At 31.6% G+C, this 24,628-nt stretch carries 25 protein-coding genes and 1 pseudogene; 23 read left to right on the forward strand and 3 right to left on the reverse strand.

What is annotated here, in order from left to right; genetic code table 11:
* Window positions 1-121 precede the first annotated feature (121 nt).
* From BR66_RS23610 to BR66_RS26410, 7 genes and pseudogenes are all read left to right on the forward strand, one after another.
* Complete coding sequence (locus tag BR66_RS23610) at window positions 122-691, forward strand: NADPH-dependent FMN reductase (protein ID WP_035796021.1); 570 nt, start codon at window positions 122-124, stop codon at window positions 689-691.
* 176 nt (window positions 692-867) lie between these two features.
* Window positions 868-1,329: a DUF134 domain-containing protein gene (locus BR66_RS0110715; RefSeq protein WP_026882944.1), complete on the forward strand. Its 462-nt coding sequence runs from the start codon at window positions 868-870 to the stop codon at window positions 1,327-1,329.
* A gap of 54 nt (window positions 1,330-1,383) precedes the next feature.
* Window positions 1,384-1,704 (forward strand): rhodanese-like domain-containing protein, encoded by a 321-nt coding sequence (locus BR66_RS0110720; protein WP_026882945.1) that lies wholly within the window; start codon window positions 1,384-1,386, stop codon window positions 1,702-1,704.
* 45 nt (window positions 1,705-1,749) lie between these two features.
* Complete coding sequence (locus BR66_RS0110725) at window positions 1,750-2,577, forward strand: Mrp/NBP35 family ATP-binding protein (RefSeq protein WP_026882946.1); 828 nt, start codon at window positions 1,750-1,752, stop codon at window positions 2,575-2,577.
* Window positions 2,578-2,683: 106 nt separating this feature from the next.
* Entirely contained in the window at window positions 2,684-3,040 is a 357-nt protein-coding gene (locus BR66_RS0110730; protein ID WP_026882947.1) for a NifB/NifX family molybdenum-iron cluster-binding protein, read from the forward strand.
* A gap of 214 nt (window positions 3,041-3,254) precedes the next feature.
* Window positions 3,255-3,869, forward strand: a complete 615-nt coding sequence (locus BR66_RS0110740; RefSeq protein ID WP_026882948.1) for a class I SAM-dependent methyltransferase — start codon at window positions 3,255-3,257, stop codon at window positions 3,867-3,869.
* Between the two features lie 30 nt (window positions 3,870-3,899).
* Window positions 3,900-3,980, forward strand: a pseudogene (locus BR66_RS26410) (MBL fold metallo-hydrolase); the annotation flags it as partial.
* 189 nt (window positions 3,981-4,169) lie between these two features.
* Here the strand turns inward: BR66_RS26410 and BR66_RS0110745 are convergent.
* Together BR66_RS0110745 and BR66_RS0110750 are read right to left on the reverse strand one after the other, a co-directional pair.
* On the reverse strand, window positions 4,170-5,330 hold the full coding sequence (locus BR66_RS0110745) for an endo-1,4-beta-xylanase (RefSeq protein ID WP_026882949.1): 1,161 nt from the start codon (window positions 5,328-5,330) through the stop codon (window positions 4,170-4,172).
* 259 nt (window positions 5,331-5,589) lie between these two features.
* Complete coding sequence (locus BR66_RS0110750; protein WP_242841146.1) at window positions 5,590-7,083, reverse strand: glycoside hydrolase family 43 protein; 1,494 nt, start codon at window positions 7,081-7,083, stop codon at window positions 5,590-5,592.
* A 560-nt stretch (window positions 7,084-7,643) separates the two neighbouring features.
* Between BR66_RS0110750 and BR66_RS25185 the strand changes: the two genes are divergently transcribed.
* From BR66_RS25185 to ctfB, 5 genes are all read left to right on the forward strand, one after another.
* Complete coding sequence (locus BR66_RS25185; RefSeq protein WP_242841147.1) at window positions 7,644-7,811, forward strand: winged helix-turn-helix transcriptional regulator; 168 nt, start codon at window positions 7,644-7,646, stop codon at window positions 7,809-7,811.
* Between the two features lie 213 nt (window positions 7,812-8,024).
* Window positions 8,025-8,831 carry a sporulation transcription factor Spo0A gene (spo0A, locus tag BR66_RS0110755; protein WP_026882951.1) on the forward strand — a complete coding sequence of 269 codons (807 nt, stop codon included), beginning with the start codon at window positions 8,025-8,027 and terminating at the stop codon, window positions 8,829-8,831.
* Window positions 8,832-9,198: 367 nt separating this feature from the next.
* On the forward strand, window positions 9,199-11,778 hold the full coding sequence (gene adhE / locus BR66_RS0110760) for a bifunctional acetaldehyde-CoA/alcohol dehydrogenase (RefSeq protein ID WP_026882952.1): 2,580 nt from the start codon (window positions 9,199-9,201) through the stop codon (window positions 11,776-11,778).
* 369 nt (window positions 11,779-12,147) lie between these two features.
* The gene (gene ctfA, locus BR66_RS0110765; RefSeq protein ID WP_026882953.1) at window positions 12,148-12,801 is read left to right on the forward strand and encodes a butyrate--acetoacetate CoA-transferase subunit A; all 654 of its coding nucleotides are present in this window, start codon (window positions 12,148-12,150) and stop codon (window positions 12,799-12,801) included.
* Window positions 12,802-13,467 (forward strand): butyrate--acetoacetate CoA-transferase subunit B, encoded by a 666-nt coding sequence (gene ctfB, locus BR66_RS0110770; RefSeq protein WP_026882954.1) that lies wholly within the window; start codon window positions 12,802-12,804, stop codon window positions 13,465-13,467.
* Window positions 13,468-13,630: 163 nt separating this feature from the next.
* Here ctfB and adc read toward each other — a convergent pair whose 3' ends face one another.
* Window positions 13,631-14,377, reverse strand: a complete 747-nt coding sequence (adc, locus tag BR66_RS0110775; protein WP_026882955.1) for an acetoacetate decarboxylase — start codon at window positions 14,375-14,377, stop codon at window positions 13,631-13,633.
* An 817-nt stretch (window positions 14,378-15,194) separates the two neighbouring features.
* Between adc and BR66_RS0110785 the strand changes: the two genes are divergently transcribed.
* The 11 genes from BR66_RS0110785 (at window position 15,195) to BR66_RS0110835 (ending at window position 24,457) form a co-directional block, all read left to right on the forward strand.
* Window positions 15,195-15,359, forward strand: a complete 165-nt coding sequence (locus BR66_RS0110785; RefSeq protein ID WP_156946279.1) for a hypothetical protein — start codon at window positions 15,195-15,197, stop codon at window positions 15,357-15,359.
* The gene (locus BR66_RS0110790; protein ID WP_026882957.1) at window positions 15,334-15,522 is read left to right on the forward strand and encodes a hypothetical protein; all 189 of its coding nucleotides are present in this window, start codon (window positions 15,334-15,336) and stop codon (window positions 15,520-15,522) included. The genes BR66_RS0110785 and BR66_RS0110790 overlap by 26 nt, the downstream gene beginning before the upstream one ends.
* A gap of 90 nt (window positions 15,523-15,612) precedes the next feature.
* The gene (locus tag BR66_RS0110795) at window positions 15,613-16,152 is read left to right on the forward strand and encodes a sigma-70 family RNA polymerase sigma factor (RefSeq protein WP_026882958.1); all 540 of its coding nucleotides are present in this window, start codon (window positions 15,613-15,615) and stop codon (window positions 16,150-16,152) included.
* A gap of 14 nt (window positions 16,153-16,166) precedes the next feature.
* On the forward strand, window positions 16,167-16,403 hold the full coding sequence (locus BR66_RS0110800; protein ID WP_026882959.1) for a BhlA/UviB family holin-like peptide: 237 nt from the start codon (window positions 16,167-16,169) through the stop codon (window positions 16,401-16,403).
* A gap of 167 nt (window positions 16,404-16,570) precedes the next feature.
* Window positions 16,571-17,896 carry a glycoside hydrolase family 9 protein gene (locus tag BR66_RS23615; RefSeq protein WP_084156485.1) on the forward strand — a complete coding sequence of 442 codons (1,326 nt, stop codon included), beginning with the start codon at window positions 16,571-16,573 and terminating at the stop codon, window positions 17,894-17,896.
* A gap of 55 nt (window positions 17,897-17,951) precedes the next feature.
* The gene (locus tag BR66_RS23620; RefSeq protein ID WP_242841144.1) at window positions 17,952-20,657 is read left to right on the forward strand and encodes a glycoside hydrolase family 48 protein; all 2,706 of its coding nucleotides are present in this window, start codon (window positions 17,952-17,954) and stop codon (window positions 20,655-20,657) included.
* 694 nt (window positions 20,658-21,351) lie between these two features.
* Window positions 21,352-22,035: a YjjG family noncanonical pyrimidine nucleotidase gene (locus tag BR66_RS0110815; RefSeq protein WP_026882960.1), complete on the forward strand. Its 684-nt coding sequence runs from the start codon at window positions 21,352-21,354 to the stop codon at window positions 22,033-22,035.
* Window positions 22,036-22,086: 51 nt separating this feature from the next.
* Window positions 22,087-22,212 carry a hypothetical protein gene (locus tag BR66_RS26640; protein WP_278246808.1) on the forward strand — a complete coding sequence of 42 codons (126 nt, stop codon included), beginning with the start codon at window positions 22,087-22,089 and terminating at the stop codon, window positions 22,210-22,212.
* A 34-nt stretch (window positions 22,213-22,246) separates the two neighbouring features.
* Entirely contained in the window at window positions 22,247-22,852 is a 606-nt protein-coding gene (locus tag BR66_RS0110825; RefSeq protein ID WP_026882961.1) for a DUF1847 domain-containing protein, read from the forward strand.
* A gap of 69 nt (window positions 22,853-22,921) precedes the next feature.
* Window positions 22,922-23,500, forward strand: coding sequence for a hypothetical protein (locus BR66_RS0110830; protein WP_026882962.1), 579 nt, complete (start codon window positions 22,922-22,924; stop codon window positions 23,498-23,500).
* A gap of 138 nt (window positions 23,501-23,638) precedes the next feature.
* The gene (locus tag BR66_RS0110835) at window positions 23,639-24,457 is read left to right on the forward strand and encodes a TIM barrel protein (RefSeq protein WP_026882963.1); all 819 of its coding nucleotides are present in this window, start codon (window positions 23,639-23,641) and stop codon (window positions 24,455-24,457) included.
* Window positions 24,458-24,628: the final 171 nt, after the last annotated feature.

Consider the following 24,628-nt stretch of genomic DNA (forward strand, 5'->3'; position numbering starts at 1 on the left):
CTTGTGGTTAAAACTTTTTTCTTTTTACATTATACCATAGAATCCATTGACTTTGTACGTGAAACAAACTATAATTGTTTGTAACACGAACTAAATTCAAAACTACGAATGGGGTAATTTAATGAAGACTAATGATAAAAAACCTAATATTGGAATAATCATTGGAAGCAACCGACCAAGCCGTATTGGTCGCACGGTAGCCGAATGGGTATTAAAAGAAATGAGGAACAACGGCTTAAATCTCAATTTAATAGATCTAGCAGAAATAAATCTGCCGTTTCTCGATGAACCCGAGATACCTGCGCACCACAATTACCAGAACCAGCACACTAAATCTTGGAGTGAAACAATCAGTGCGTATGATGGGTTTGTACTGGTATTTCCACAATATAACTGGGGATACCCTGCCGTTTTAAAAAATGCTATGGACTACCTGTATGACGAGTGGGCAAATAAACCTGTTAGCATAATGTGTTATGGGGGACATGGTGGTTTTCAAGCATCACTTGGAATGAAGCTTGTTACGCAAGGACTTAATATGTATAACATGTCTATAAATCCACCACTAAATATTGATGAACAATTTTTTGATGAGTATGGTCAGTTTAAAGATATTGATGCGGCTTTTGCTCGTTACAGACAGCCTATTCAGGCCCTATCATCAGAATTTATAGATTTATTAAGCAAATAAGACCAATCAATTTCTTAATAAACATTTTCTAGAATCACAAGTAAAAGGGGTGGCTTTCCACCTCTTTTTTATGGTTAATGTGAAGTAATTAGAAAAGGATAGATCATATTGGCATTTGACAATAACACCATTTAAACGTATTATTAGCTTATTCAACATAAGCATGGAGGGGAAAAATGCCAAGACCAATAAAGTGTAGAAGAATAGAAAATTTACCAAGCTTCACTTATTTTGTACCAGCGGGTAGAAGAAAATGTGAAACAGAAGAAATATTAATAAAAGTTGAAGAGTTTGAAGCTATGAGGCTTAAAGATATTGAGGACCTTAACCAAGAACAATGTGCTGAAAGAATGCAAGTTTCAAGGCAAACTTTTCAGAATATTATTGATAGTGCAAGAAAGAAAATTGCTATGGCGTTAACATACGGTAAAGCTATAAATATAAGTGGTGGAAATTATTCAAGAAACATATGCAAATTCAAATGTAGTTCTTGCAGTAATATTTATGAAATAAAATATGAAGAGGATAGAAACGTTTGTCCATCATGTGGTAGTAAAGAAGTAGTATGCAACAAAATTAATAATTTTTGTCACAAGAAATGTAATAAGCAGAATTTTGATGATAAATTGAGTCTATAAAAATATATAATGAATTACTGATATACTTAAAGATAAAAATTCAGGAGGGTTAATATGTTTTCGATTTTTGACAAGAATAATTTTAATACAATAAGTGTTCATGATTTGGATGGTAAACTAGGAAGTATTAATTTAATAGATGTTAGGGAAGGGTACGAATATGAAGGTGGACATGTACCAACAGCAAAAAATATACCAATGGGTAGGATTTTAGCCGATCCAGAAAAATACATTGATAAATCAAATGAATACCATATAATTTGTCAATCTGGTTCAAGAAGTGAAAGAACATGCACGCAATTATCAGATGAAGGATATAAAGTTGTTAATATTTCAGGAGGAACAGGGTCTTTTCTTTTGCCACTAGAAAGATAACTTGAAAGTAGAGGTAGAGCTAATATAAATACAGGAGATGATATTATGGCAGAGTGTGATTCATGTCCGTCAAATGATGGATGTTCTAAGGATAAAAAAAGGTGCATGATTGAAAATAATCCTTTAAATAATGTAAAAAAGATAATTGCTGTTATGAGTGGTAAAGGTGGAGTTGGAAAATCTTCAATTTCTGTTCTTATAGCAAAACAATTAAAACAATTAGGATATAGCGTAGGCGTTTTAGATGCAGATATAACAGGGCCTAGTATTCCAAGACTTCTTGGTTTAAAAGATAAAAAAGCTTATGGTAATAATGATATGATTTTGCCTGTTGAAACAAGTGATGGTATGAAGGTAATGTCATTAAATTTTGTAGCAGAAAATGAAGAGGATCCTGTTATTAGTAGAGGACCTATAATTTCTAATATGGTAAAACAGTTTTGGACAGGGGTATTATGGGGAGATCTTGATTTTCTAGTGATTGATATGCCACCTGGAACAGGTGATGTTGCACTAACAGTTTTGCAAACTATTCCAATAGACGGCATAGTTATGGTATCAGTTCCTCAAGATTTTGTTTCTATGATAGTTTCTAAAGCTGTAAACATGGCAAAAAAGTTAAATATTAATGTTATAGGGGTTATAGAAAATATGAGTTACATAGCTTGTCCAGATTGTGGCAAAAAAATAAAGCTTTTTAGTGGGGACAACACCGATAAGTTTCTAAAAGAAATGGATTTGAAACTTCTTGGAGAACTTCCTATGCTAAATAGTATAAGAAATTTAGATGAAAATGAATATGATAGTAGAGATGAAAGTGTTGAATTAATTTTTAAACCTATAACTAATAGTATAATTAAAGATCTAGAGTAGGCAAACAGGCTACGATTATAAATCGAATAATTGGCATTTGACAATAACTAATTGATAACATATAATATAAATAGCATATGACAATAATAAATGGAGGAATAATAATATGAAAATAGCAATACCTAATAGTGAAAATATGGTAAATCAACATTTTGGAACCAGTAAAAGCTTTGTTATAGTATCAATAGAAGACAAAAAAATCATTAAAACTGAAGAAGTATCTACTGCAGAGCTTGCACATGAGCATCAGGGTTTGGCAGATTTACTTTTACGTCAGGGAACAAATGTGGTTATTACTGGTGGTATAGGTAACGGTGCAATTCAATGTTTACAGCAAAATGGGCTTCAAGTAATAAAAGGAGCATCAGGTGAATACATAAAAGTTATTGAAGAATATATTGATGGAAACTTAGAAGATAAAAACGTAGTTTGCAATCATCATTGTGAGCATGATAAACATTAATAATGAAAAGAAAATTAAAATAAGTGCAAATGTTATTGATTTTATTAGTATCATTAAAAAGGATATTTTCAAAATAATAGAAATAGAACTTAAATAAAAAGTATACGTTTCAAAGTTATTGAACCTAACATATCATAGGCTAACATTGAAATTTTATTTTCTTTGTTGGTCTTTTTTTATGTCTAAAAAATAGTTAAGTTAATTGGAGGCTACTATGGGTTTTGATATTAAAGCTATAACTTGGGATAATGAAAAAAGAAAGAGTAGAGCAAAAGTAATTGCAGAAGAAATAAGTAAGACTATTCAAATAAAGAAACGATATAATGCACTTGAATTTGGTTGTGGGACAGGACTTGTAAGTTTTAATCTTTATGATAAATTTAAAAGCATAACTCTTGTTGATATATCAAAAGGTATGATTAATATGCTGAATTCAAAAATTGAAGAACATAAAATTCATAACATGAAAGCTTATAATACAGATATAAACAATGAACATATTCTACCAGAAAGTAGTTATGATGTAGTATATGCATCTATGGCATTACATCATATTATTGACACTGAAACAACTCTTAAAAATCTGTATAGGTTGCTAAAAAAAGATGGATATTTATGTATTATTGATTTAGACGAGGAAGATGGAAGTTTTCATAGAGAAGAAAAAGATTTTAAAGGTCATAATGGTTTTAATCAAAATGAGTTAAAAGAATTATCTCTGAAAATTGGGTTTAAAGAAATTGAAGTTAATACTTTCTATAATGATGAAAAAATTTTAGAAGAAACGGCAGTGAAGTATTCTTTATTTTTAATGATAGGGAAAAAGTGATAAATTTATTTGAAAAGAGGACTAGTGAATATGAAGTTAACAGTCCTTGTTGATAACAATACATTTATAGACCGTTATTTTTATGGCGAACCAGGAGTATCTTATTATATCATGAAAGACTCCTTCACTATGTGAAATTAGTGAAGGAGCCATAAAATGCCTATGGTTAATTTAATGACCAAGAAAATTGTCATTTTTGTTACTGTAATTAGGTAACCATTAAACCAGCTATCAACTTAGCGGAAACATCAGAACTCGCACTAGAGCAAATTAGAGTTTTAGTTGCTACTGGTATTGGTGTCAATTAAATACATCTGTAAAAGCATCTAGGGTTTTATAGTAAGAAGCTTTCGGAGCATATAAGGTTGAGAAGAGTAGCGGATGATCTTGTTGTCTCCAGGATAAATCATCAGAGAGTCCCCACCATGTAATGCCTGTAATATTTCCGCCTGCCTGCTTAACTTCACAGATTGATTTCATAATACTATATAAATAGGATGCTTGTTCTGTTTCTGAATTTGCACCTGCATCTAGTTCTGTAATCTGAATTTCTAATCCTGCATTCACAAATGCCTGTAACGCTAACTTGTAAGAGGCAGCACTTGGGAATGAACTACTGAGGTGAGATTGGCAACCTATACCACTACAATAACGAGTACCTGAGTTAATATAATTAATCATCTTTATGATATCAGAAGATTCCATATATTCATTATAGTCATTGTAGAATAGACTTACTTTGCTAGTAAGACCAAAAGAACTTTTTGCCTCGTAAGCATAACGGAATGCATTCTTTACAAATTGAGGAGAATCTGAAACATTTCCATAAATATGAACCCATCCTGAGGTGGATGGAGAATGTAAGTATTCATTTACAACATCCCATGCATAAACAACACTGCCGTACTTGCTAGAAAAAACATGATTCATAACTGTTTTTATATAAAATTCCATACGTGCATCCATAACAGTTGAACTTACGTAATTTCCACTGGAGCTGTAGTTTGTATTAAATAACCAAGATGGAGTCTGGGATTGCCATACTAAAGTGTGTCCACGTACGCCTAAACCGTTGTTATAACAAATTTGCAATACCTTATCAATTGTAGCAAAATTTATCGATGGTACTGTACTCTCTGTATAATTACTTGGAATATAGTATCCTAATGCTTTTGCTTGTGAAACAGTAAGTAAAGTCGGAGATGAACCAAGTAATGCATCCGGCTTCATTTCGTTTTCAAGAGTAATGCTGTTATATCTTTGTTTAATCACACTTAACGTAGCTGAGTTTTGTAACTGAGATAATGATACACATGTACCAACCCTCCCCAATTTAGATCCATACGTATTTAACAAAGTCTGGTCAGATGTTGCGGCTTTAACCTGTATAGTTCCAAAGGATGAAATGAAAATTGTGATTGTTAACATTGCCATTAGTAGATGTTTCAGTGATTTCTTCATAAAACAATACCCCCTGTTAATATTTATATAATAACAAAATGTCTATTCTTCGAAATAAGTCGTTACAAGTTGCATGTGCTCAGCACACTATTATAAGTCCGATAACCCCCTTTCTTTGCTCCTCATATATCAACCAATTCGTCCTATTTCGTGAATATTTATTTTGTTAAAATCAATAAGCTGAAAAGGATTTCTTGTTAGTGAAATATATATTATAATTTTGTTACTGGCAAATCATGCCCACGTTATATTCTTATTTTTATTTACTAAATTGCCAATAATCAATATTAAATAGATTCTTAGTACTATTCCCAGTAAACTTGAAGTAAACATTGTGGACACCACTAACGGTATTCACGTTACACTGCATTTGCTTCCAAGTTTGTTCTCCACCTGTAGAACTTACATTAAGAGTACCGATAAGCTGTCCATCCACACTATCTAAATGTATTTCCATGTTTCCTCCAACAGTTGATGATATATTAGCTTCAAAGGTTTTAGCTCCACTTCCAAAGTCAGCTTTTGATACTGCAAGCCAATCTCCATTGTTTATATTTGTAGCGGCCAGATTAATACTACTTACCAGATTTCCTGGTGCCTGACACCAGGAAGTTCCAATGCCACCATTCCAACCAATTGTCTCACCTTCGGTTCTTTGATATGGATTTAAATTAGCAACTTGTGATATACCTTGCATATCCTCAGTTACATTATTTATAGTACTTCCTGAATATGTGAGTTTATTAATATGAGGAGAACGATATCCTTTTACAATTCCCATAGCTTTTCCTAGGGTCTGAGCATGATATACAACATACCATTGATTATTAAACTCAAAAACAGCATGGTGGTTGTTTCCACCAACACCAAAATATGTTGCTGGATTCTTAAGAAAAGTACCAACATAAGTAAATGGTCCCATAGGATTACTACTTGTCATATAAGCTATGTCACCTTTAGGAGGGCTTCCTGCAGGATGCGTACCAGAGAAGTTAGAGCAATATGAATAATAATATTGTCCATTATATTTGTGTATACCTGAATCTTCAAACATAAATGGAGAATCAATTGTACTTGCACTTCCTGTAGTGGTTATCATATCACTACTTAATTTTATAACTCTAGCTGTTTTAGGATTTGCAATTTGACCTTGTGTAGAACTACTGCCACCAGGTATTCCTCCACCAAAATATAAGTAGCCTGTACCATCATCATCTATCAATACTGTCGGATCGAAAAGCCATGTAACTCCACTAACTCCAGGAGTACTACTTGTAATAATAGGTTTTCCAAGAGGATCTGCCCATGGACCAATTGGACTATCTGCAGTTAACACACCAATACTCCCTGCATTGTTTGCAAAATAAAGAAAAAATTTATCTTTACCATTTATAACTTTATGAGTAACAGCAGGAGCCCAGGAATTAGTGGCCCATTTTGCTGCACCATTTGAACCAGATACTTGAATTTCACCATGATCTGTCCAATTAACCATATCGCTAGAAGATATAACAGAAATTGTCTTTATATTGCTATAATCGTTGTCAATTATATTACCACTGCTGTCATATTCAAAAGCATCACTAGACATATAAACATATACTCTACCGTTATAAACCAGGGCATATGGATCTGCTCCGAACTTATGAGTAATAAGAGGATTTGAGTATCCTGGAATCTTGGCAAGAGCACTCGTAATAGTAGTTGAAGTAGCTTGTCCAGTAAGCAGAATGTCACTTGTGGAAAGATTCATTAAATCTGAGACTGAATTCAAAACTTTCTTAGATGAATCTAATTTGCTTTTAACTGAACTATTGGTAATATTTTTTTTTGTTATACTTGCCTTAGCTGTATACGTATTCACTGAGAATCCAAATAGTACTGAAAAAGCTAATAAAAAAACTTTTGATTTTTTAAACATTTGTATAAATCGCCTCCCTTTATTAAAATTGCAACTTATTGGCTACGCTATATGTTGATAATTGTATATTAGCATATAAATGGAATTTTTGCAAATTATTAATTGTTTAATAGTACAAGTATTCAGTAAATATTTCAAAGGAGGCGTTGAAATATTAAATTATTGTAAACCATTCTTATTTATTAATATAATATTTGTCTGAAATCATATAAATCCATACCAAAATTATAATTAAGATGTTCAGCAAAAAATTTCAATTAATATACAAGATAAAATAATAATGAAACTAAGTCAAAATAGTTTTTTCAATACGTCACATTCCTTTAATCACGTGTATGGCGTCCCTCCAGGTACAACCGACTAAGGCACACGTTGTGTGAATATTATACATGATGTGGCTCATTCACAGAGAAGTATTTCCTGTAGTTCCGCCTAAGACAGAATATTCTTTTACACAACTTGGTTCCACATTGATTCTTCTGATAAAGGAAATCTGTGAATGGGGCGTATACTATCTTGAAACAACCGGCCAGAAAAATCACTGTGATGAAAATTCGTAAGTAATAGCTATATACGGCAACGATTCGTGAAAAACAGGCATAAGACATTATTTTATATTTATTGGAATTGTAGACAAATTAAGAACTTTATGATTTTTATCCTTAGCGTATAATTTATGCGTTTTCATGCAGATACCACATGAAGCCTAAAGGAATTATTATGGTAATTGTCGAATTATATAATTACCATAGTATAGAAAGGACACTGATAACATGAATAATAGTAAGATTAATGTAATTATAGTGGATGATAACAAGGAATTTTGTGATATTCTTAATGATTTTTTGTCAGGCAAGGAAGATATAATTGTAACCGGAATAGCAAAAGATGGCTTAGAATGTTTAGATTTAATTGAGAAAAAAAGACCTGACTTGGTACTGTTAGATATTATAATGCCCCATTTAGATGGAATAGGAGTTCTTGAAAGATTAAACAGTAGGAAGTTTCAGCCAATGCCAAAGTTTATTGTATTATCAGCAGTAGGGCAAGATCAAATTACTCATAGAACATTAGAATTAGGAGCAGATTATTATATAGTTAAACCTTTCAATTTGGAGGTTTTGATTAAAAGAATTAAGGAAATATCAAATGATGAAGTTAAAATAGAGGATTCATTTGTGAGAACAAATAAATTTAAGGCTGCATCATCATCTAAGACTAAAGGTGACTTAGAAATACATATAACCAATATTATTCATGAAATTGGTGTCCCTGCACATATTAAAGGCTATATATATTTAAGGGAAGCTATAATGATGGTAGTGAATGATATGGAACTAATGTCTGGGGTTATTAAAAAGCTGTATCCTTCAATTGCTGAAAAACATAATACTACAGCTAATCGTGTTGAAAGATCTATGAGACATGCAATAGGAGTAGCATGTAGCAGAGGGAAATCTGAAACCATCAATAATTTATTTGGATACGTAATGAAAAATGGAAAAGTAAAGCCTACAAACAGTGAATTTATTGCCACAATTGCTGATAATGTGAGGCTTAGTAATAAAATACAAAAATAAGTTATAGTATTTTTTACATAGTGATATACTAATCAAAGATATTAAAATAAACAATGGATTTTTGTTTAAAACTGTATTAAAAAGTAATACAAATTAAATATGACAAAATATAGAAAAAAACAAAAATGTGATTGAAATTGTTAAAATTTTGACATTATTACAATATTGTAATATAATAACAACGAAATAAAAATGAAATAAAAATATTGATTATTGTATACAACTGGTAGAATGATTTATGGTTTGTCATATTAATGTTAAATAATTATCAATAATATAACTAGGTTTTCATTAAATAATATCTATACTTTATCTATAGACATTGTTTTTGGAATATAATAAATATTTAAGAAAGAAGTGTATATTTATGAACATTACAAAAACTGATGAGTTAGACAGAAAATTAGAAAAAGTTAGATTTGCCCAAAGAAAGTTTTCAACTTATTCCCAAGAGCAAGTTGACGAAATCTTTAGAAAAGCTGCAATGGCAGCAATTGATGCAAGAATACCACTTGCAAAACTAGCTGTAGAAGAAACTGGTATGGGACTTGTAGAAGATAAGGTTATAAAAAATCATTTCGCAGGCGAATATATTTATAATGAGTATAAGGATGAGAAAACTTGCGGTGTTATTGAAAAGAGTGAACCTTATGGCATTACTAAAATAGCGGAACCAATTGGTGTTATAGCAGCGATAATACCTGTAACCAATCCTACATCAACCACAATATTCAAATCATTAATAGCGTTAAAAACAAGAAATGGTATACTCTTCTCACCTCATCCAAGAGCTAAAAAATCAACAATAGCAGCAGCTAAAATAATACTTGAGGCAGCAGTTAAAGCAGGTGCACCAGAAGGAATAATAGGATGGATAGAAGAACCTTCAATTGAATCAACTCAAATGTTAATGAAAAAAGCAGATATAACACTAGCTACAGGTGGTCCATCTATGGTTAAATCCGCCTACTCATCTGGTAAACCAGCAATAGGAGTTGGGCCAGGAAATACTCCCGTTATAATTGATGAAACGGCGCACATTAAGATGGCGGTAAGTTCAATTATCCTTTCAAAAACATATGATAATGGAGTTATTTGTGCATCGGAGCAATCGGTAATAGTTTTAGATTCCATATATGATAAGGTTAGAAGTGAATTTGAAAATAGGGGAGCGTATATAATTAACAAAAATGATATGGATAAAGTAAGGAATACAATTTTCGTAGATGGAAGTATAAACTCCAAAATTGTAGGACAATCTGCAGTTAAAATAGCTTCAATGGCAGGAATCAATGTTCCAAAATCAACAAGAATTCTTATTGGTGAAGTTAATTCATTAGGGGAAGAAGAACCGTTTGCACATGAAAAATTATCTCCAGTTCTAGCAATGTATAATGCAAAAAACTTTGATGTTGCATTGAACAAAGCAGTAATTCTTGTTAATTTAGGAGGACTTGGACATACATCAGCAATTTATGCAGATGTGGTAAAGGCAAAGGACAAGATAAATAGATTTAGTAATGCTATGAAGACTGTAAGAACATTTGTTAATATACCAACAGCACAAGGAGCAAGTGGAGATTTATATAATTTTAAAATTGCGCCGTCTTTTACGCTAGGTTGTGGTTCTTGGGGTGGAAATTCTGTATCAGAAAATGTTGGACCTAAACATCTCTTGAATATTAAGACTATAGCTGAAAGGAGAGAAAATATGCTTTGGTTTAGGGTACCACCAAAAGCTTATTTTAAATTTGGTTGTCTTCAATTTGCATTAAGAGAATTGAAGGATTTAAATAAAAAAAGAGCTTTTATAGTAACGGATAAAGTAATTTATGGACTAGGCTATGTTGATTTTATTACAAAAATTCTTGAAAAAATGGATATTGAGTTTAAGATATTTACTGAAGTAGAGCAAGCTCCAACTTTAGCTACAGCTAGAAGAGGTGCTGAGGAAATGTTAAGATTTAAGCCAGATACCATAGTATCTATTGGTGGTGGTTCTTCAATGGACGCTGCAAAAATAATGTGGGTGTTATATGAACATCCTGAAGTTAAGTTTGAAGATTTAGCAATGAGATTTATGGATATAAGAAAAAGAATATATACTTTTCCAAAGCTTAGACAAAAAGCTATGATGATTGCTATTGCCACTTCAGCAGGTTCAGGATCAGAAGTTACTCCTTTTGCTGTAATTACAGATGAAAAAACAGGAATTAAGTATCCATTAGGAGATTATGAATTAACTCCAGATATGGCTATAGTTGATGCGGAATTAATGATGAATATGCCAAAAGATTTAACGGCAGCATCAGGTATAGATGCTTTGGTTCATGGCATAGAAGCATATACATCAGTGCTTGCTTCAGAATATACAAATGGACTAGCACTAGAATCAATAAGACTAATATTTAAGTATTTGCCACAAGCATATTCAGAAGGTACTACTAATGAGAAAGCAAGAGAAAAGATGGCTCATGCATCAACTATGGCAGGGATGGCCTTTGCAAATGCATTTTTAGGAATTTGTCATTCTATGGCACATAATTTAGGTTCAGAACATCACATCCAGCATGGAATTGCCAATGGATTATTAATTGAAGAAGTTATTAGATTTAATGCAGTAGATAATCCAGTAAAACAAGCATCATTTCCTCAATATAAATATCCCAATGTCATATGGAGATATGCAAGAATTTCAGATTATCTAAAACTTGGTGGTAACACAGACAGTGAAAAAGTAGAACTTTTAATTAAGTCAATTCATGAATTAAAAGAAAAGTTAGATATGCCGGTAAATATTAAGGAGGCTGGAGTTTCAGAAAAAAATTTTTATGCAACTTTAGATAAAATATCAGAACTAGCACTTGATGATCAATGTACAGGGTCTAATCCTAGATCGCCATTAACAAGTGAAATTAAAGAAATATTCATAAATGCCTTTAACTAAGGATATGGGTTACAGCTAGTTAGTTCCTATCTTTAAATAATCAGCCTGAAAAATCAGCCTGAAAAATCAGTATATAGCGTCATATAATCCCATTGTTTTAAAAACAATGGGATTATATGTTTGTTACTTTATTTGATAACGTTTTAACTACATTTGAATAACTTATTGGATTTAAATGTTAAATTTACAATTATTAGTGATACAATACTGTATTGATGACTAATATACAAGTCTCATATGATCTTTTGACATTATATGATCAAGGTTACTAGACTATAATAATTTAATAAAAAATTTGACGGCAGTTCTTATTAATGTTAATTAGTGTAAAAAATAATCACTAATAAAGTATTAAAAGAGGGGATTAAAATGAATAAGGTAGTTAAATTTCAAGAGCTAAAACCTATTTTTAAAGATGAGATGACCATTATGATTGGTGGCTTTTTAGATTGTGGAACACCTGATGGGTTAATTGACATGTTAATTAATTTAAATATAAGGAATCTAACAATTATAGGGAATGATACTGGTTTCCCAGATAAGGGAATAGGAAAACTAATAGTAAATGGTCAAGTTAAAAAAGTTATTGCATCTCATATTGGTACAAATCCTGAAACAGGAAGAAAAATAATTAACGGTGATATGAATGTAGAACTATCACCTCAAGGAACATTAATAGAAAGGATTCGTGCAGGTGGATCAGGGCTAGGTGGAGTATTAACTCAAACAGGTCTGGGAACAGTTGTAGAGAATGGAAAACAAAAGATAAAAATAAATGGTAAAGAATATTTATTAGAACTTCCATTAAAAGCAGACGTAGCTTTAGTAAAAGGAAGCACAGTAGATGAGTTTGGAAACACTTGCTATAAGGGAACTACTAAGAACTTCAATCCTTATATGGCAATGGCAGCTAAAACAGTAATAGTTGAAGCGGAAAATTTAGTGAAATGTGAGCTACTAGAAACAGAAGAGGCAATGACACCAGGAGTATTAGTAAATTATATAGTAAAAGGGGTGGCTTAATTGATTACAGATACAAAATTAATTAAGGCAATTATAGCAAAACGAGTTGCTAAAGAACTAAAAGATGGTCAACTTGTAAATTTAGGAATAGGACTTCCAACTTTAGTTACAAATTATATTCCTAAGGAGTACAAAATTACTTTTCAATCAGAAAACGGAATGGTTGGAATGGGCTCAACTCCAAAACCTGGTTATGAAGACTCAAATATAATAAATTCAGGTGGACAATTTGCAACAGTATTGCCAGAAGGCGTTTTCTTTGATAGTTCTACATCATTTGGTTTAATTAGAGGAGGTCATGTTGATGTTACTGTACTTGGAGCTTTAGAAGTGGATCAATATGGTAACCTAGCTAATTGGATTGTTCCCAAAAAGATGATAGCTGGGATGGGAGGAGCTATGGATTTAGTAACTGGTGCTAAAACAGTAATTATAGCTATGCAGCACACACGTAAAGGTAAACCTAAAATTCTAAAAAAGTGCACACTTCCACTTACTGCAAAAGGTCAAGTAAATTTAATCGTTACAGAACTTTGCGTAATAGAAGTAAAACCTGAGGGGTTAATTCTAAAAGAAATTTATAAAGATACAACTATTGATGAAATTAAATCTGTAACAGATGCAGATTTAATTATCGACGATAAAGTTAAATTTATGGATGTTTAAATTAGTATCGTAAAAATTGATTTATATAATTAACATTAATAAATATATTGTAAATATTGCTATAGGATAGTTGGCAGTAACAAGATTTTATATTTTTGATCATCTAATATTAAAAAAGACCATAAAAAATACCGCCAGCCAGTTGGTGGTATTTTTTATGGTCTTAATTATTTTTCAGATAATCGTATATAACGTTAGGAGTAGGAAGAATTAAGTCTGTAACGATATGAGAACAGGATATTATTTCTTTTACAGGTAAATCATTAAATGGTGCCATAGCATGATCAAATAATTGTAATCTTGCAGGTCCAGTCCATGCCTCGTGTATGGTAATATCCGTAATCTGTGCAGATACTAGCTCGCAAATTCGTTGAGTTCCATCATAATTAGGTATGATTTTCAACATAAAGTTAGGACGGCAAATTTCATTACGTGCCTCATTTATATCTAAAGGTTGGTGTTTATATCCCATTGTAGCAGTTAATACTCTTAATTTTCCATAATCTAATGTACCAACTAATGTATCTGAATCAACAAATAGTTTTGGATAACCAAGTTTCTTAGGGTAGGAACTAAATTCTCTACCAACGGCAATTGCCGGATGATTATCTAAATACATCATATGCAAATAATCACCTTTTACACCATTAAAATTTACGGGAATAGCCTGTCCACATTCGGTATAAGAGCCGAGTCCACTTGAATCCGGCATAAACATCATTTCAAATCTAACTAAAGGTTCATTTAAATCTAAAGCTAAGGGTTCTGGGACAACTTTGAGTAAGTCATCAGCATTGGTGCGGTATACTATATTAAGATATTCACGGTTATGAAATTTATATGGACCTTTAGGAAATGCTGGAGAAGTAAGTGGCATTGTAATCTTTGTAGATATTTCACTTTTTAACATAAAATACATCTTCTTTTTAATCAATTTTGGTATTACAATAATAAATAAATGTGTGATTGATTACTAATATACAAATATAATATAACATAAAATACATAAAAAGTAAAATACATATACAAGCCCGGTACTAGAAATATTAGCTGGCCTGTGTTTTTAATTGTTTTTGTGTTTACCAAAAACATATATATAATATTATTAGCATTTATTATGATAGGCTATAGTTCAAATAAAAAAATAAAATTAAAGAGGTAGACTTGTGGATGGAGAACAACTTATAAAATTGATTAAGGAAAGCACAATGGAGTCAAATAAGGTATTAGATTACTTCAAAGAACATTTGGTACGCTCTTTGAGGAATTTATATTATAAAAAATGAGTTCCACACAATAACAGTTGTGTGAAATTAACTTGATCTACTTTATACAAAACAATTGATTTGTATATAAAACTTTGTTTCAACACTTAATGTTTTCAATCTCCATTAAAATCTTCTTAAGCATTTTCTCTTACTCAATATTCATATTAAAAAGCAATCCCCCAAAAAATTATTATATTATAGTTAATACGTTGAATATTTTATATATAAAATATAATCTATTAGGTTGGCTGTACACATTAATAAGATTAATTCCACATATTGTACTTACATCGTTTAAACCGTAGAAGCTATAAAACTATTGGCCAGACGCTCTTTATACTGTAAACAGCGTAAAAGCTAAAAATCTGCTGATTGGTTTAAATATACATGTTTAGATCATAAGAAACAGAAAGTGGTATTAATAGTGAGTCTCCTAATTTTGAGATGAATGTAAAGAATATGGCAAATGGTAAATCATTAATTATTATCAAGATGCCTGAAGCTAAAGAAGCTCAAGAAACACCTTTTATTAGTATTACATATGATGAAAATTTTGATGATATTAGATATTTTGTATTTGAAATAGCTGCTAATTTTTATGGACAAAGTGGTTTCTTTAGTTAAACAAAATGGTGATCTTGCAGCCAATCAATATAATTTAGGAATTAGTCAAGGTCTTTTTAATGTACAAGCTTATTCAACAAGATCAGTTTTACTCTCATTAAGCAATATAAGTGAGGTTAATTATAACCCAAAGTCAGCAACGGTATTTGACATAATTGTTTAAAATAATAAAAAGCAACAATTTTATAAAAATAGGGTTACAATTATATTGAAAATCTCTTTTTATATATTAGATTGTAGAAGGAGGGATATTATGGAGAAGTTAAATGATATGGTTAAAAAAGCAAAGGGCGGTAATGAAGAATCTATGATAGAGATTATCGAAAAGTTTAGACCTTTAATAAGGAAATACAGTAGAAAATTAAACTATGATGATGCAGAAGCTGATATTATAATATTTCTAATTGAAACTATAAAAAAGATACCTATATTTAATAATAGTAATTTAAACAAAGATGAATGTATAGTTGGATATATTAACACTTCAATAAAAAATAGGTATATAAGTCTTTCTAAGAAATATATAAGTATAGCCAGTGAAGAAACCGAATTAAATGTTAACATTCTTTTATGTTGTACATTACAAGATGAACAAAAATCAATAGATAATCATATATTCGTAACTTTTTTATTGGACAAGCTTCCACATTATCAAAAACAAATCATCGAAAATATTTTTATAGATAATATACCAGTAACTGATTTAAGTAAACGTTTGCATATATCTAGACAATCTGTGAACAGAGCTAAAAATAGAGCTTTATCTAATTTAAAAAAATATGCTGGTGAATAGTGGGGTGAAAGAAAATGGACACTAATCTACTAAAATTAGCTGCATCTCAAGGAGTATGGGCAACACTTGCCGTAATATTAATATTTTATATATTAAAAAATCAAGAAAAACGAGATTTGAAACAAGAAGTAAGGGAAAAAAACTATCAAAAAATAATTTTAAAATTGACCAAACAATTTGAAGTAATAGAAGATATAGAGCGAAATATTAGTGAAATTAAGGAAACTATAGATAATCATAATTTTAAATAATATAAAAGAAAGAGTGCTTTTTATATGTCAGGGTTACAATTTTTAATTTTTTATCTTCTTTATAGATGTAACAATCATAATTAGCTGATTAAAAAATCTTACACTATTATACGAAGGGGAGTGATGTGATATTTTTTTAACAGAAATTATACAAAGGGGTGGGGATTATGAGTACAGGAAATTATAATTACGCAGATGCTTTTGCTAAGTCAATATTGTTTTATGAAGCTAATTGGTGTGGAAAAGATGCTGGAAACAATAGGTTACCATGGCGGGGAGCATGTCATGTAAATGATGGTGCAGATGCTAACATTGATCTTACAGGAGGTTTCCATGATGCAGGAGATCATGTTAAATTTGGACTACCTCAAGCTTATTCAGCATCTACTCTTGGCTGGGCTTATTATGAATTTAAAGACACATTTGTTAAAAAAGGACAAGATAAATATATGCTAAATGTACTAAAGCATTTCACCGATTATTTTCTAAAATGTTACGCTAATACGACTACATGTTACTATCAGTGCGGAGACGGAAATACAGACCATGCATATTGGGGACCACCAGAGCTTCAAACAACATCACGTCCAACATTGTATGTAGCAAATACAGGAGCACCAGCTTCTGATGTGTGCGGTGATATATCGGCTGCACTTTCACTTATGTATCTTAATTATAAGGATGTAGATTTAAATTATGCAAACCAATGCATTGTGGCAGCTAAGAATCTTTATAATTATGCTAAAAACTATAAAGGACTTAGTCAAAGTGGTGGATTTTACACATCTTCAGGTTACTGGGATGAACTGGCATGGGCTGGCATATGGCTTTATGTTGTTACCAATAATAATAGTTACATGGATGATATTAATTCTTTTATGTCTTCAAAGGGCATAAATCAATATTATCAATATCATTGGACACATTGTTGGGATGATGTACTTGGCGGTGTATTTTTAAAGCTTGCCCAGATTTCAGCCAATGATATTTATAAAACAATAATAGAAGAAAATCTTAATTATTGGATAAACAGTGTTACCACAACACCAGGCGGATTAAAGTACATTAATTCTTGGGGAACACTAAGATATACTGCAGCCGAATGTATGCTTGCTGAGGTATACTATAAAACTTCAAATAATCCTAAGTACCTAAATTTTGCTAAAGGACAAATTGATTATATGCTTGGTAGCAATCCTATGAATATGTCCTATGAAGTTGGTTTTGGAGATAAATATCCTATGTTCCCACACCATAGGGCCGCTAGTGGATGGTCTCAGATTGAAACCGATGGTCAACCTGAAAAACACATATTATACGGAGGGCTTGTTGGTGGACCAGATCAAAGCGACAATTATAAGGACAATATAGAAGACTACCAACATTCTGAGGTAGCCATTGACTATAATTCTGGCTTTGTTGGAGCTTTAGCTGGCATGACTGAATATTATGGTCAAAATCAGGTACCAGAAAATATATCAGAATTAATATGAATATGGTTTAGAACTTAAAGTTCTTTTATCATAAAAAATGAAAGGAAGTATTATTATGAAAAAATCAGTTACTAATTCAGTTACAGGTGTTTATCAAGGGAGATTCAATGAACTTTACAGCAAATTGCATGATGCAACAAATGGTTACTTTAGTTCAAAAGGGATACCTTACCATTCTGCTGAGACACTTATGTGTGAAGCTCCAGATTATGGGCATGAAACAACTAGTGAAGCATTGAGCTATTATCTATGGCTTGAAGCTATGCATGGTAGATTTACTGGTGACTTTTCAACTATTGGAGCAGTATGGAATACAATGGAGCAATACATGATTCCAACTGACGCAGATCAACCAGGCAATTCAGGTTATAATTCAAGCAAACCAGCTACCTATGCTGGTGAATATGAGTTGCCAGATGACTATCCAAGCCAGCTTATGACTTCTGTTCAAGTTGGAAAAGATCCCATCAGTCAGGATCTTAATACTGCATACAATACGAGTAATTTATATGGAATGCATTGGCTCTTAGATGTGGACAATTGGTATGGGTTTGGAAGTAGGGGCGATGGAACAACTTCACCATCATACATTAATACATTTCAAAGAGGAAAACAGGAATCTGTGTTTGAAACTGTTCCACAACCATCTTGGGAAGCTTTTAAATGGGGAGGACCTAATGGCTATTTAGATTTGTTTACGAAAGATAATAGCTATTCAAAGCAGTGGAGGTATACAAATGCACCTGATGCAGATGCTCGTTGTGTACAAGCTATGTATTTGGCAGATACTTGGGCAAAAGCACAAGGAAGTGATGTTTCAACTTATGTTCAAAAAGCTTCAAAGATGGGAGATTATTTAAGATATTCTTTCTTTGATAAATACTTTAAGCAAATAGGTTCACAGGATGTAAATAATGCTGGGACAGGCTATGATGCTTCACATTATTTGTTATCTTGGTATTATGCTTGGGGCGGTGGAGTTGCAGCTAATTGGGCATGGAGAATAGGTTGCAGCCATAGCCACTTTGGATATCAAAATCCTATGGCAGCATGGATACTTTCAAATAATGCAGATTTTAAACCAAAATCACAAAATGGAGCAACAGACTGGGGCAAGAGCCTTACACGCCAAATTGAATTTTACCAATGGCTTCAATCAGATGAAGGTGCTATTGCTGGTGGAGCTACTAATTCATACAATGGAAGATATGAAAAATATCCTGCTGGAACGGCTACTTTTTATGGAATGGCTTATCAAGAAAATCCAGTATATGCTGATCCTGGTAGCAATACTTGGTTTGGTTTTCAAGCTTGGTCTATGCAGCGTGTAGCTGAATATTATTATAATTCAGGTGATGTAAAGGCTAAAAATATCTTAGATAAATGGATTGTCTGGATAAAAACTCAAGTTACATTTAATAGTGATGGAACATTCAAAATACCATCCACACTAGCTTGGACAGGTCAACCAGATACATGGACTGGCACCTATACTGGAAACTCAAATTTGCATGTAGATGTAACTGTATATAGCACAGACCTTGGACCAGCAGCTTCACTGGCAAATGCATTATCTTATTATAGTGCAGCAACGAAAAAATGGACCCCAGCAAAATATGACGATGCATCAAGAGTTTTGGCACAAAAATTATTAGATAGTATGTGGACATCTTATGTTGATGAAAAAGGTCTATCTGTTGAAGAGCCAAGATCAGATTATCATCGTATTTTTGATCAAGAAGTCTATATTCCAAGTACTTTTTCTGGAAAAATGCCAGATGGTGATGCCATTAAGCCAGGAGTAAAATTTATTGATATAAGGAGCCAATATAAGAAAGATCCAGATTTTGAAAAAGTTCAAACAGCATATAATTCAGGTGTAGCTCCAGTATTTAATTATCACCGCTTTTGGGCTCAATGCGAAATAGCTATAGCTAATGGAACTTATGGGATATTATTTGATAATTCTCCACTGCCAAGTAGTCAAATAGCTGTAAGTATAACGGCACCACTGGATGGACAATCCTTTGATGATAGTACAAGCTATAGCCCAGTAGTTTTGAATGCTACGGCAACTGAGGATGGTGGAAGTATAACAAAAGTCGACTTTTTTGTTAATGGCACTAAGGTTGGGGAGAGTACTACTGCACCATATAGCTTTTCATGGATACCATCTGGTTATGCCACTAGTTCCAGTGGAGTAGATAGCTTTGCCATAACTGCAAAAGCCACTGATAGTTCTGGAGTAGTAGGCACTTCAAGTGCAATAAACATCAAGGTTAAATTGCCAATAAAACCGGTTCCAGTAGGGAATTTACAGGTTGCTGCATATAATAGCAATACTCAAGCTACTGTGAACACTATAAGTCCAAAGATAGAGATAACAAATAACGGAACAACTTCAATTAGTTTGTCAGATGTTACTCTAAGATATTACTTTACTGATGATGGATCTCAAAATCAAAGTTTTTGGTGTGATTGGGCAACAGCAGGTTCTAGTAGTGTCACTGGAAATTTCGTAAAACTTTCCCCAGCAGCTACTAATGCTGACTATTACTTAGAGATTGGATTTTTAACCTCAGCAGGTACTTTAGCACAAGGAGCTAGTTTTGAATTAGCTTCAAGATTTGCTAAAAATGATTGGTCAAACTTCAATCAAAGTAATGATTACTCTTTTGACTCTGTTTCATCAAGCTATGCAGTTACAAATAAAATAACTTCATATATTGGTGGCAAGTTGATTAGTGGAGTGGAACCATAAAATTATATTATAAGACGTAAAATAGCATATGGATGATTCCATGTGCTATTTTTCTTTTGAGGCAGTATCACATAGCCATGAAATTAAATGAATATATAAATCAAAATAACTCAATTAATCTAATGATTTAAATGAAGAAAAATATTGAATTAATGCATAGTTTTAGAGCGTAATTTGGAGTATAATGGGATAAATTAAGAATATTATGCTATAGGTAATAACGGAAATAAGAAGAAAGTTACGTTTGAAGAAGTAGAAAAAACAATAAAAGAGTTATAAGCAAAAGGATCAATAAATAGGAAGTGGTATAAACAATCATTTCCCAAGAGAGCAAGTAGCAAAACATGCAATTTCACCAGTATAGGTGGTGTACTTGAAGTATTAGGATATGTTCAGTACAATCGCAAACAGTATACAAAGTTAGAAAAATAGTATTTTAATAATGCAAAAGTATTGATAGAATTGTTCAATAACGAATATCAAAATACATGCATTTCAGATACTAAAAAAATAGACTTTATTTTATGGCAAATAAGGTTAAACTCTCACTTACTTATTTAAATATCCATTATCCATATACTGATTAGGCTAATAATAGCCAGTTTGTAAATTTGTAATCATGAAAGTTATCTGATGAAATGCTCAAACTTTTGGCAATAACAATTGGTTATATAAACTACAAGGGGGAATCGTTATGAATTATGAGTTGATTTTACTTGATGCTGATGGTACATTATTTGATTATGATATGGCAGAAGCAAATGCACTAGAAAAAGCCTTCAATTATTTTAATATCAAATATGTGGAAGAGGTTGAGCTGGAAAAATATAGAATGATAAATAAACAAATATGGGCTGATTATGAGAATGATAAGATTGGCTTTGAGGATTTAAGAATTGAAAGATTCAGAAGATTATTTCAAAATGATGAAGAAAAAGTTGATTATAATGAGTTTAGTAAAATATATCTTTCTTTACTTGCAGGAGGCACTTATTTGAAAGATGGTGCGGAGGAGGTATGCAAGTATCTTTTTACTAAATACAAAATCGCTATTTTGACCAATGGATTTAAAGATGTTCAGATTTCAAGAATTGAAAATTCGCCACTGAATAAATATATTCACCAAATAATAGTATCAGAAGAAACTGGATATAAAAAGCCTGATATAGGAATTTTCAATTATGCCTTTAATAAAATTGGACATGCTAATAAAGGGACAACTTTAATTGTTGGAGATTCTTTAACTTCTGATATTCAAGGTGGAATAAATTATAAAATTTCCACCTGTTGGTATAATTCAATAGGAGAAGAAAATAAAACTGGGTTAAAACCAGATTATGAGATTAAAGATTTAAAGGAATTATTTAAATTACTTTAAAATATATCTAAGATAACATACAAATTTGTTGAGAAAACAGAGGTGAAACAAATGGAGAATTTAAAAATCATCGAAAAATTACCCAATATTGCTCAATACATTAAATTGAGAAAAATGGTAGGTTGGGGAACTGTAGATATAGAAACAGCTAGAAGAGGGATTAATTATGGTATTTAAATAATTATAAAGATTATATGAAAGAAGGGTTTTTATGTATAATTGTGCGTTATGTTCTATTCATGCTTGTAATAAAAAAGAACTGGACAAAGCACCTAAAAATTGTCCAAGTCTTGATGATAAAATGAAAAAAATTAAAGAAGTTTATAAAGATGAAGAAAATTTTAAAATTGCTAAAGCATCAGCATTAGTTGTGAGTGATGGATATGGTGAGAAGACGAGATTAGAAGAAACAATAGATTTTGCTAAAAGATGTCAGTATAAAAATATAGGAATTGCATTTTGTGTTGGGTTATCTAATGAAGCTAAGATTTTAAGTAAAGTTCTTAGTTATAATGGATTTACTGTAAATTCTGTAATTTGTAAAAATGGAGGTATATCAAAAGATTTTATTGATGTAGATTCAAATGTACCAATGTGTAATCCAATAGGGCAAGCGGATTTTTTAAATGAAGCTAAAACAGATTTAAATATTGTTTTGGGCTTATGTGTTGGACATGATTCTTTGTTTATAAAATATTCAGAAGCTCCAATAACAGTTTTTGCAGTAAAAGATAGAGTTTTAGCACATAATCCATTAGGAGCAATATATCAGGCAGACTCTTACTATAAAGACAAGCTATTTCCTAAAAAGAAATAATGATATTTTTGTAATAAAACAATTAATGTATATCTATCTATTATAGTAATTTGTAGAGGAGGTCAACAAGTGAATAATGATAGAAACTGGACAGTTTTATTTATTGGTGGGGCTTCAGGAATAGGAAAATCAAGCATAGCTTATGAAATCGCTCGATTCTATGGTGTGAATGTGTTGGAAGTAGATGATGTTCACATATCCGTAAAAACAGTTACAACAAAGGAAAGCTTTCCTGCAATACACTATTGGAATACTAGTGTAAATTGGGAAAATATCGGAATCGATGGCAATGTAAACTGGTTGATTGATGTAAGCAAAGAAATGATTCCAATATTGCAAGAGCTTGTAAACAGGCATATTGAAGATAAATTACCTATTATTATTGAAGGCGATTTTATTTATCCCGAATTTACAATGTCTTTCGATAATCCAGAGGTAAAATCTATTTTTGTGAATGAATCAGACATAAATCAAATATTGAAGAATTATTTGTCACGAGAAGGTGGAGATTTACAACATTATAGAGCAGAAATAAGCATTGCATATGGAAAGTGGATAGCAGATACTTGTAATCAGAATGGTATTAGAGTGATTGAATCAAGACCTTGGGATACTGTTTTAAAGAGAGCCGTAAAAAGTTTATTGTGATGCAGATGAATTTAATTAACTTTATCGCTATATAATAGATGCAGCAATTTGTCAATAGCTTCTTTAATGTTTATTGTATAAAGTACTCAATTTGCATATAATAATCTTAAAATCTTGGTTGAAATCGAGGAAAGAAATATGGATAGATTATTATTTGGCATATCAGGTTTGCCAATAGGTGATGGATCAAGGCGATTTGATTATGCTTCTGGTATTGAATATATAAAATCAATAGGACTTGATGCAATGGAACTTCTTTTTGTGAGAAATGTAAATGTAACAGATAAAAACAAACATATAATACTAAAAACTAAATTAGATAATGAATTTTATTTGTCGGCCCACGGATCTCACTATATAAATTTAAATGCTGATGAAACTGAGAAGCAAGAACAATCACTGGAAAGAATAATAAAGGCAGTGGAGGGATTATCAAAAGTTGAGGGGAGAAGTTTAATATTTCATCTAGGTTTCTATTTAAAAGATTCAAAGAAAGATGCGTATAATACTATAAAAAAGAACCTATTGAAACTTCCATATAAGGGTATAGATTATAGGCTTGAAACTACCGGGAAAGGTACACAATTTGGTACGCTTGAGGAATTGGTGTCACTCTGCCAAGAGGTAGAATCATGTAAGTTGTGTATTGATTTCTCTCATATACATGCAAGAGGAAATGGTAGTTTGAAGGGTTATGATGAATTTACGAAAATACTAGAATACGTGCTTAATAATCTGGGCAGAGTCGCCCTGGACGATCTACATATTCACATTGGGGGAATAAATTATAATGAGAAAGGTGAGAAAAACCATCTTTCTTTATTAGAAAGTGACTTCAATTATATAGAATGCTTAAAGGCTATAAAGGATTTTAACGTTAAAGGATGTATAATTTTAGAAGGCCCTCTAGTAGAAAAAGATGCATTACTATTGAAGAATACTTATGAGCAAATATAAACTGCGCATATAATGTTAACATATACTCACCACTGCATCTTTCCAACCCGATATTTATTGATTTTATAAGTTTTAAATCTACTTTGGAAAAGCCATTATCTGTTATAATTATTGATATAATTAGGATAAAACAAGCATGCAATGTATTAAAAAAAATTCATGACTAATATA

Origin of the sequence: Clostridium akagii DSM 12554, from assembly GCF_000686725.1 — a bacterium.
In the GTDB taxonomy this organism is placed as follows: domain Bacteria; phylum Bacillota; class Clostridia; order Clostridiales; family Clostridiaceae; genus Clostridium_I; species Clostridium_I akagii.

Coding starts and splice junctions, on each gene's coding strand:
- BR66_RS26640 (WP_278246808.1), top strand. CDS start 22,087: ATGGAGAATTTAAAAATCATCGAAAAATTACCCAATATTGCTCAATAC.
- BR66_RS23615 (WP_084156485.1), top strand. CDS start 16,571: ATGAGTACAGGAAATTATAATTACGCAGATGCTTTTGCTAAGTCAATA.
- adhE (WP_026882952.1), top strand. CDS start 9,199: ATGAACATTACAAAAACTGATGAGTTAGACAGAAAATTAGAAAAAGTT.
- BR66_RS0110740 (WP_026882948.1), top strand. CDS start 3,255: ATGGGTTTTGATATTAAAGCTATAACTTGGGATAATGAAAAAAGAAAG.
- adc (WP_026882955.1), bottom strand. CDS start 14,377: ATGTTAAAAAGTGAAATATCTACAAAGATTACAATGCCACTTACTTCT.
- ctfA (WP_026882953.1), top strand. CDS start 12,148: ATGAATAAGGTAGTTAAATTTCAAGAGCTAAAACCTATTTTTAAAGAT.
- BR66_RS0110835 (WP_026882963.1), top strand. CDS start 23,639: ATGGATAGATTATTATTTGGCATATCAGGTTTGCCAATAGGTGATGGA.
- BR66_RS0110795 (WP_026882958.1), top strand. CDS start 15,613: ATGGAGAAGTTAAATGATATGGTTAAAAAAGCAAAGGGCGGTAATGAA.
- BR66_RS0110815 (WP_026882960.1), top strand. CDS start 21,352: ATGAATTATGAGTTGATTTTACTTGATGCTGATGGTACATTATTTGAT.
- BR66_RS0110750 (WP_242841146.1), bottom strand. CDS start 7,083: ATGAATCTTTCCACAAGTGACATTCTGCTTACTGGACAAGCTACTTCA.
- BR66_RS23620 (WP_242841144.1), top strand. CDS start 17,952: ATGAAAAAATCAGTTACTAATTCAGTTACAGGTGTTTATCAAGGGAGA.
- BR66_RS0110715 (WP_026882944.1), top strand. CDS start 868: ATGCCAAGACCAATAAAGTGTAGAAGAATAGAAAATTTACCAAGCTTC.
- spo0A (WP_026882951.1), top strand. CDS start 8,025: ATGAATAATAGTAAGATTAATGTAATTATAGTGGATGATAACAAGGAA.
- BR66_RS0110785 (WP_156946279.1), top strand. CDS start 15,195: ATGGCAAATGGTAAATCATTAATTATTATCAAGATGCCTGAAGCTAAA.
- BR66_RS0110720 (WP_026882945.1), top strand. CDS start 1,384: ATGTTTTCGATTTTTGACAAGAATAATTTTAATACAATAAGTGTTCAT.
- BR66_RS0110730 (WP_026882947.1), top strand. CDS start 2,684: ATGAAAATAGCAATACCTAATAGTGAAAATATGGTAAATCAACATTTT.
- BR66_RS0110800 (WP_026882959.1), top strand. CDS start 16,167: ATGGACACTAATCTACTAAAATTAGCTGCATCTCAAGGAGTATGGGCA.
- BR66_RS23610 (WP_035796021.1), top strand. CDS start 122: ATGAAGACTAATGATAAAAAACCTAATATTGGAATAATCATTGGAAGC.
- BR66_RS25185 (WP_242841147.1), top strand. CDS start 7,644: ATGTGGCTCATTCACAGAGAAGTATTTCCTGTAGTTCCGCCTAAGACA.
- BR66_RS0110725 (WP_026882946.1), top strand. CDS start 1,750: ATGGCAGAGTGTGATTCATGTCCGTCAAATGATGGATGTTCTAAGGAT.
- BR66_RS0110745 (WP_026882949.1), bottom strand. CDS start 5,330: ATGAAGAAATCACTGAAACATCTACTAATGGCAATGTTAACAATCACA.
- BR66_RS0110790 (WP_026882957.1), top strand. CDS start 15,334: ATGGACAAAGTGGTTTCTTTAGTTAAACAAAATGGTGATCTTGCAGCC.
- BR66_RS0110825 (WP_026882961.1), top strand. CDS start 22,247: ATGTATAATTGTGCGTTATGTTCTATTCATGCTTGTAATAAAAAAGAA.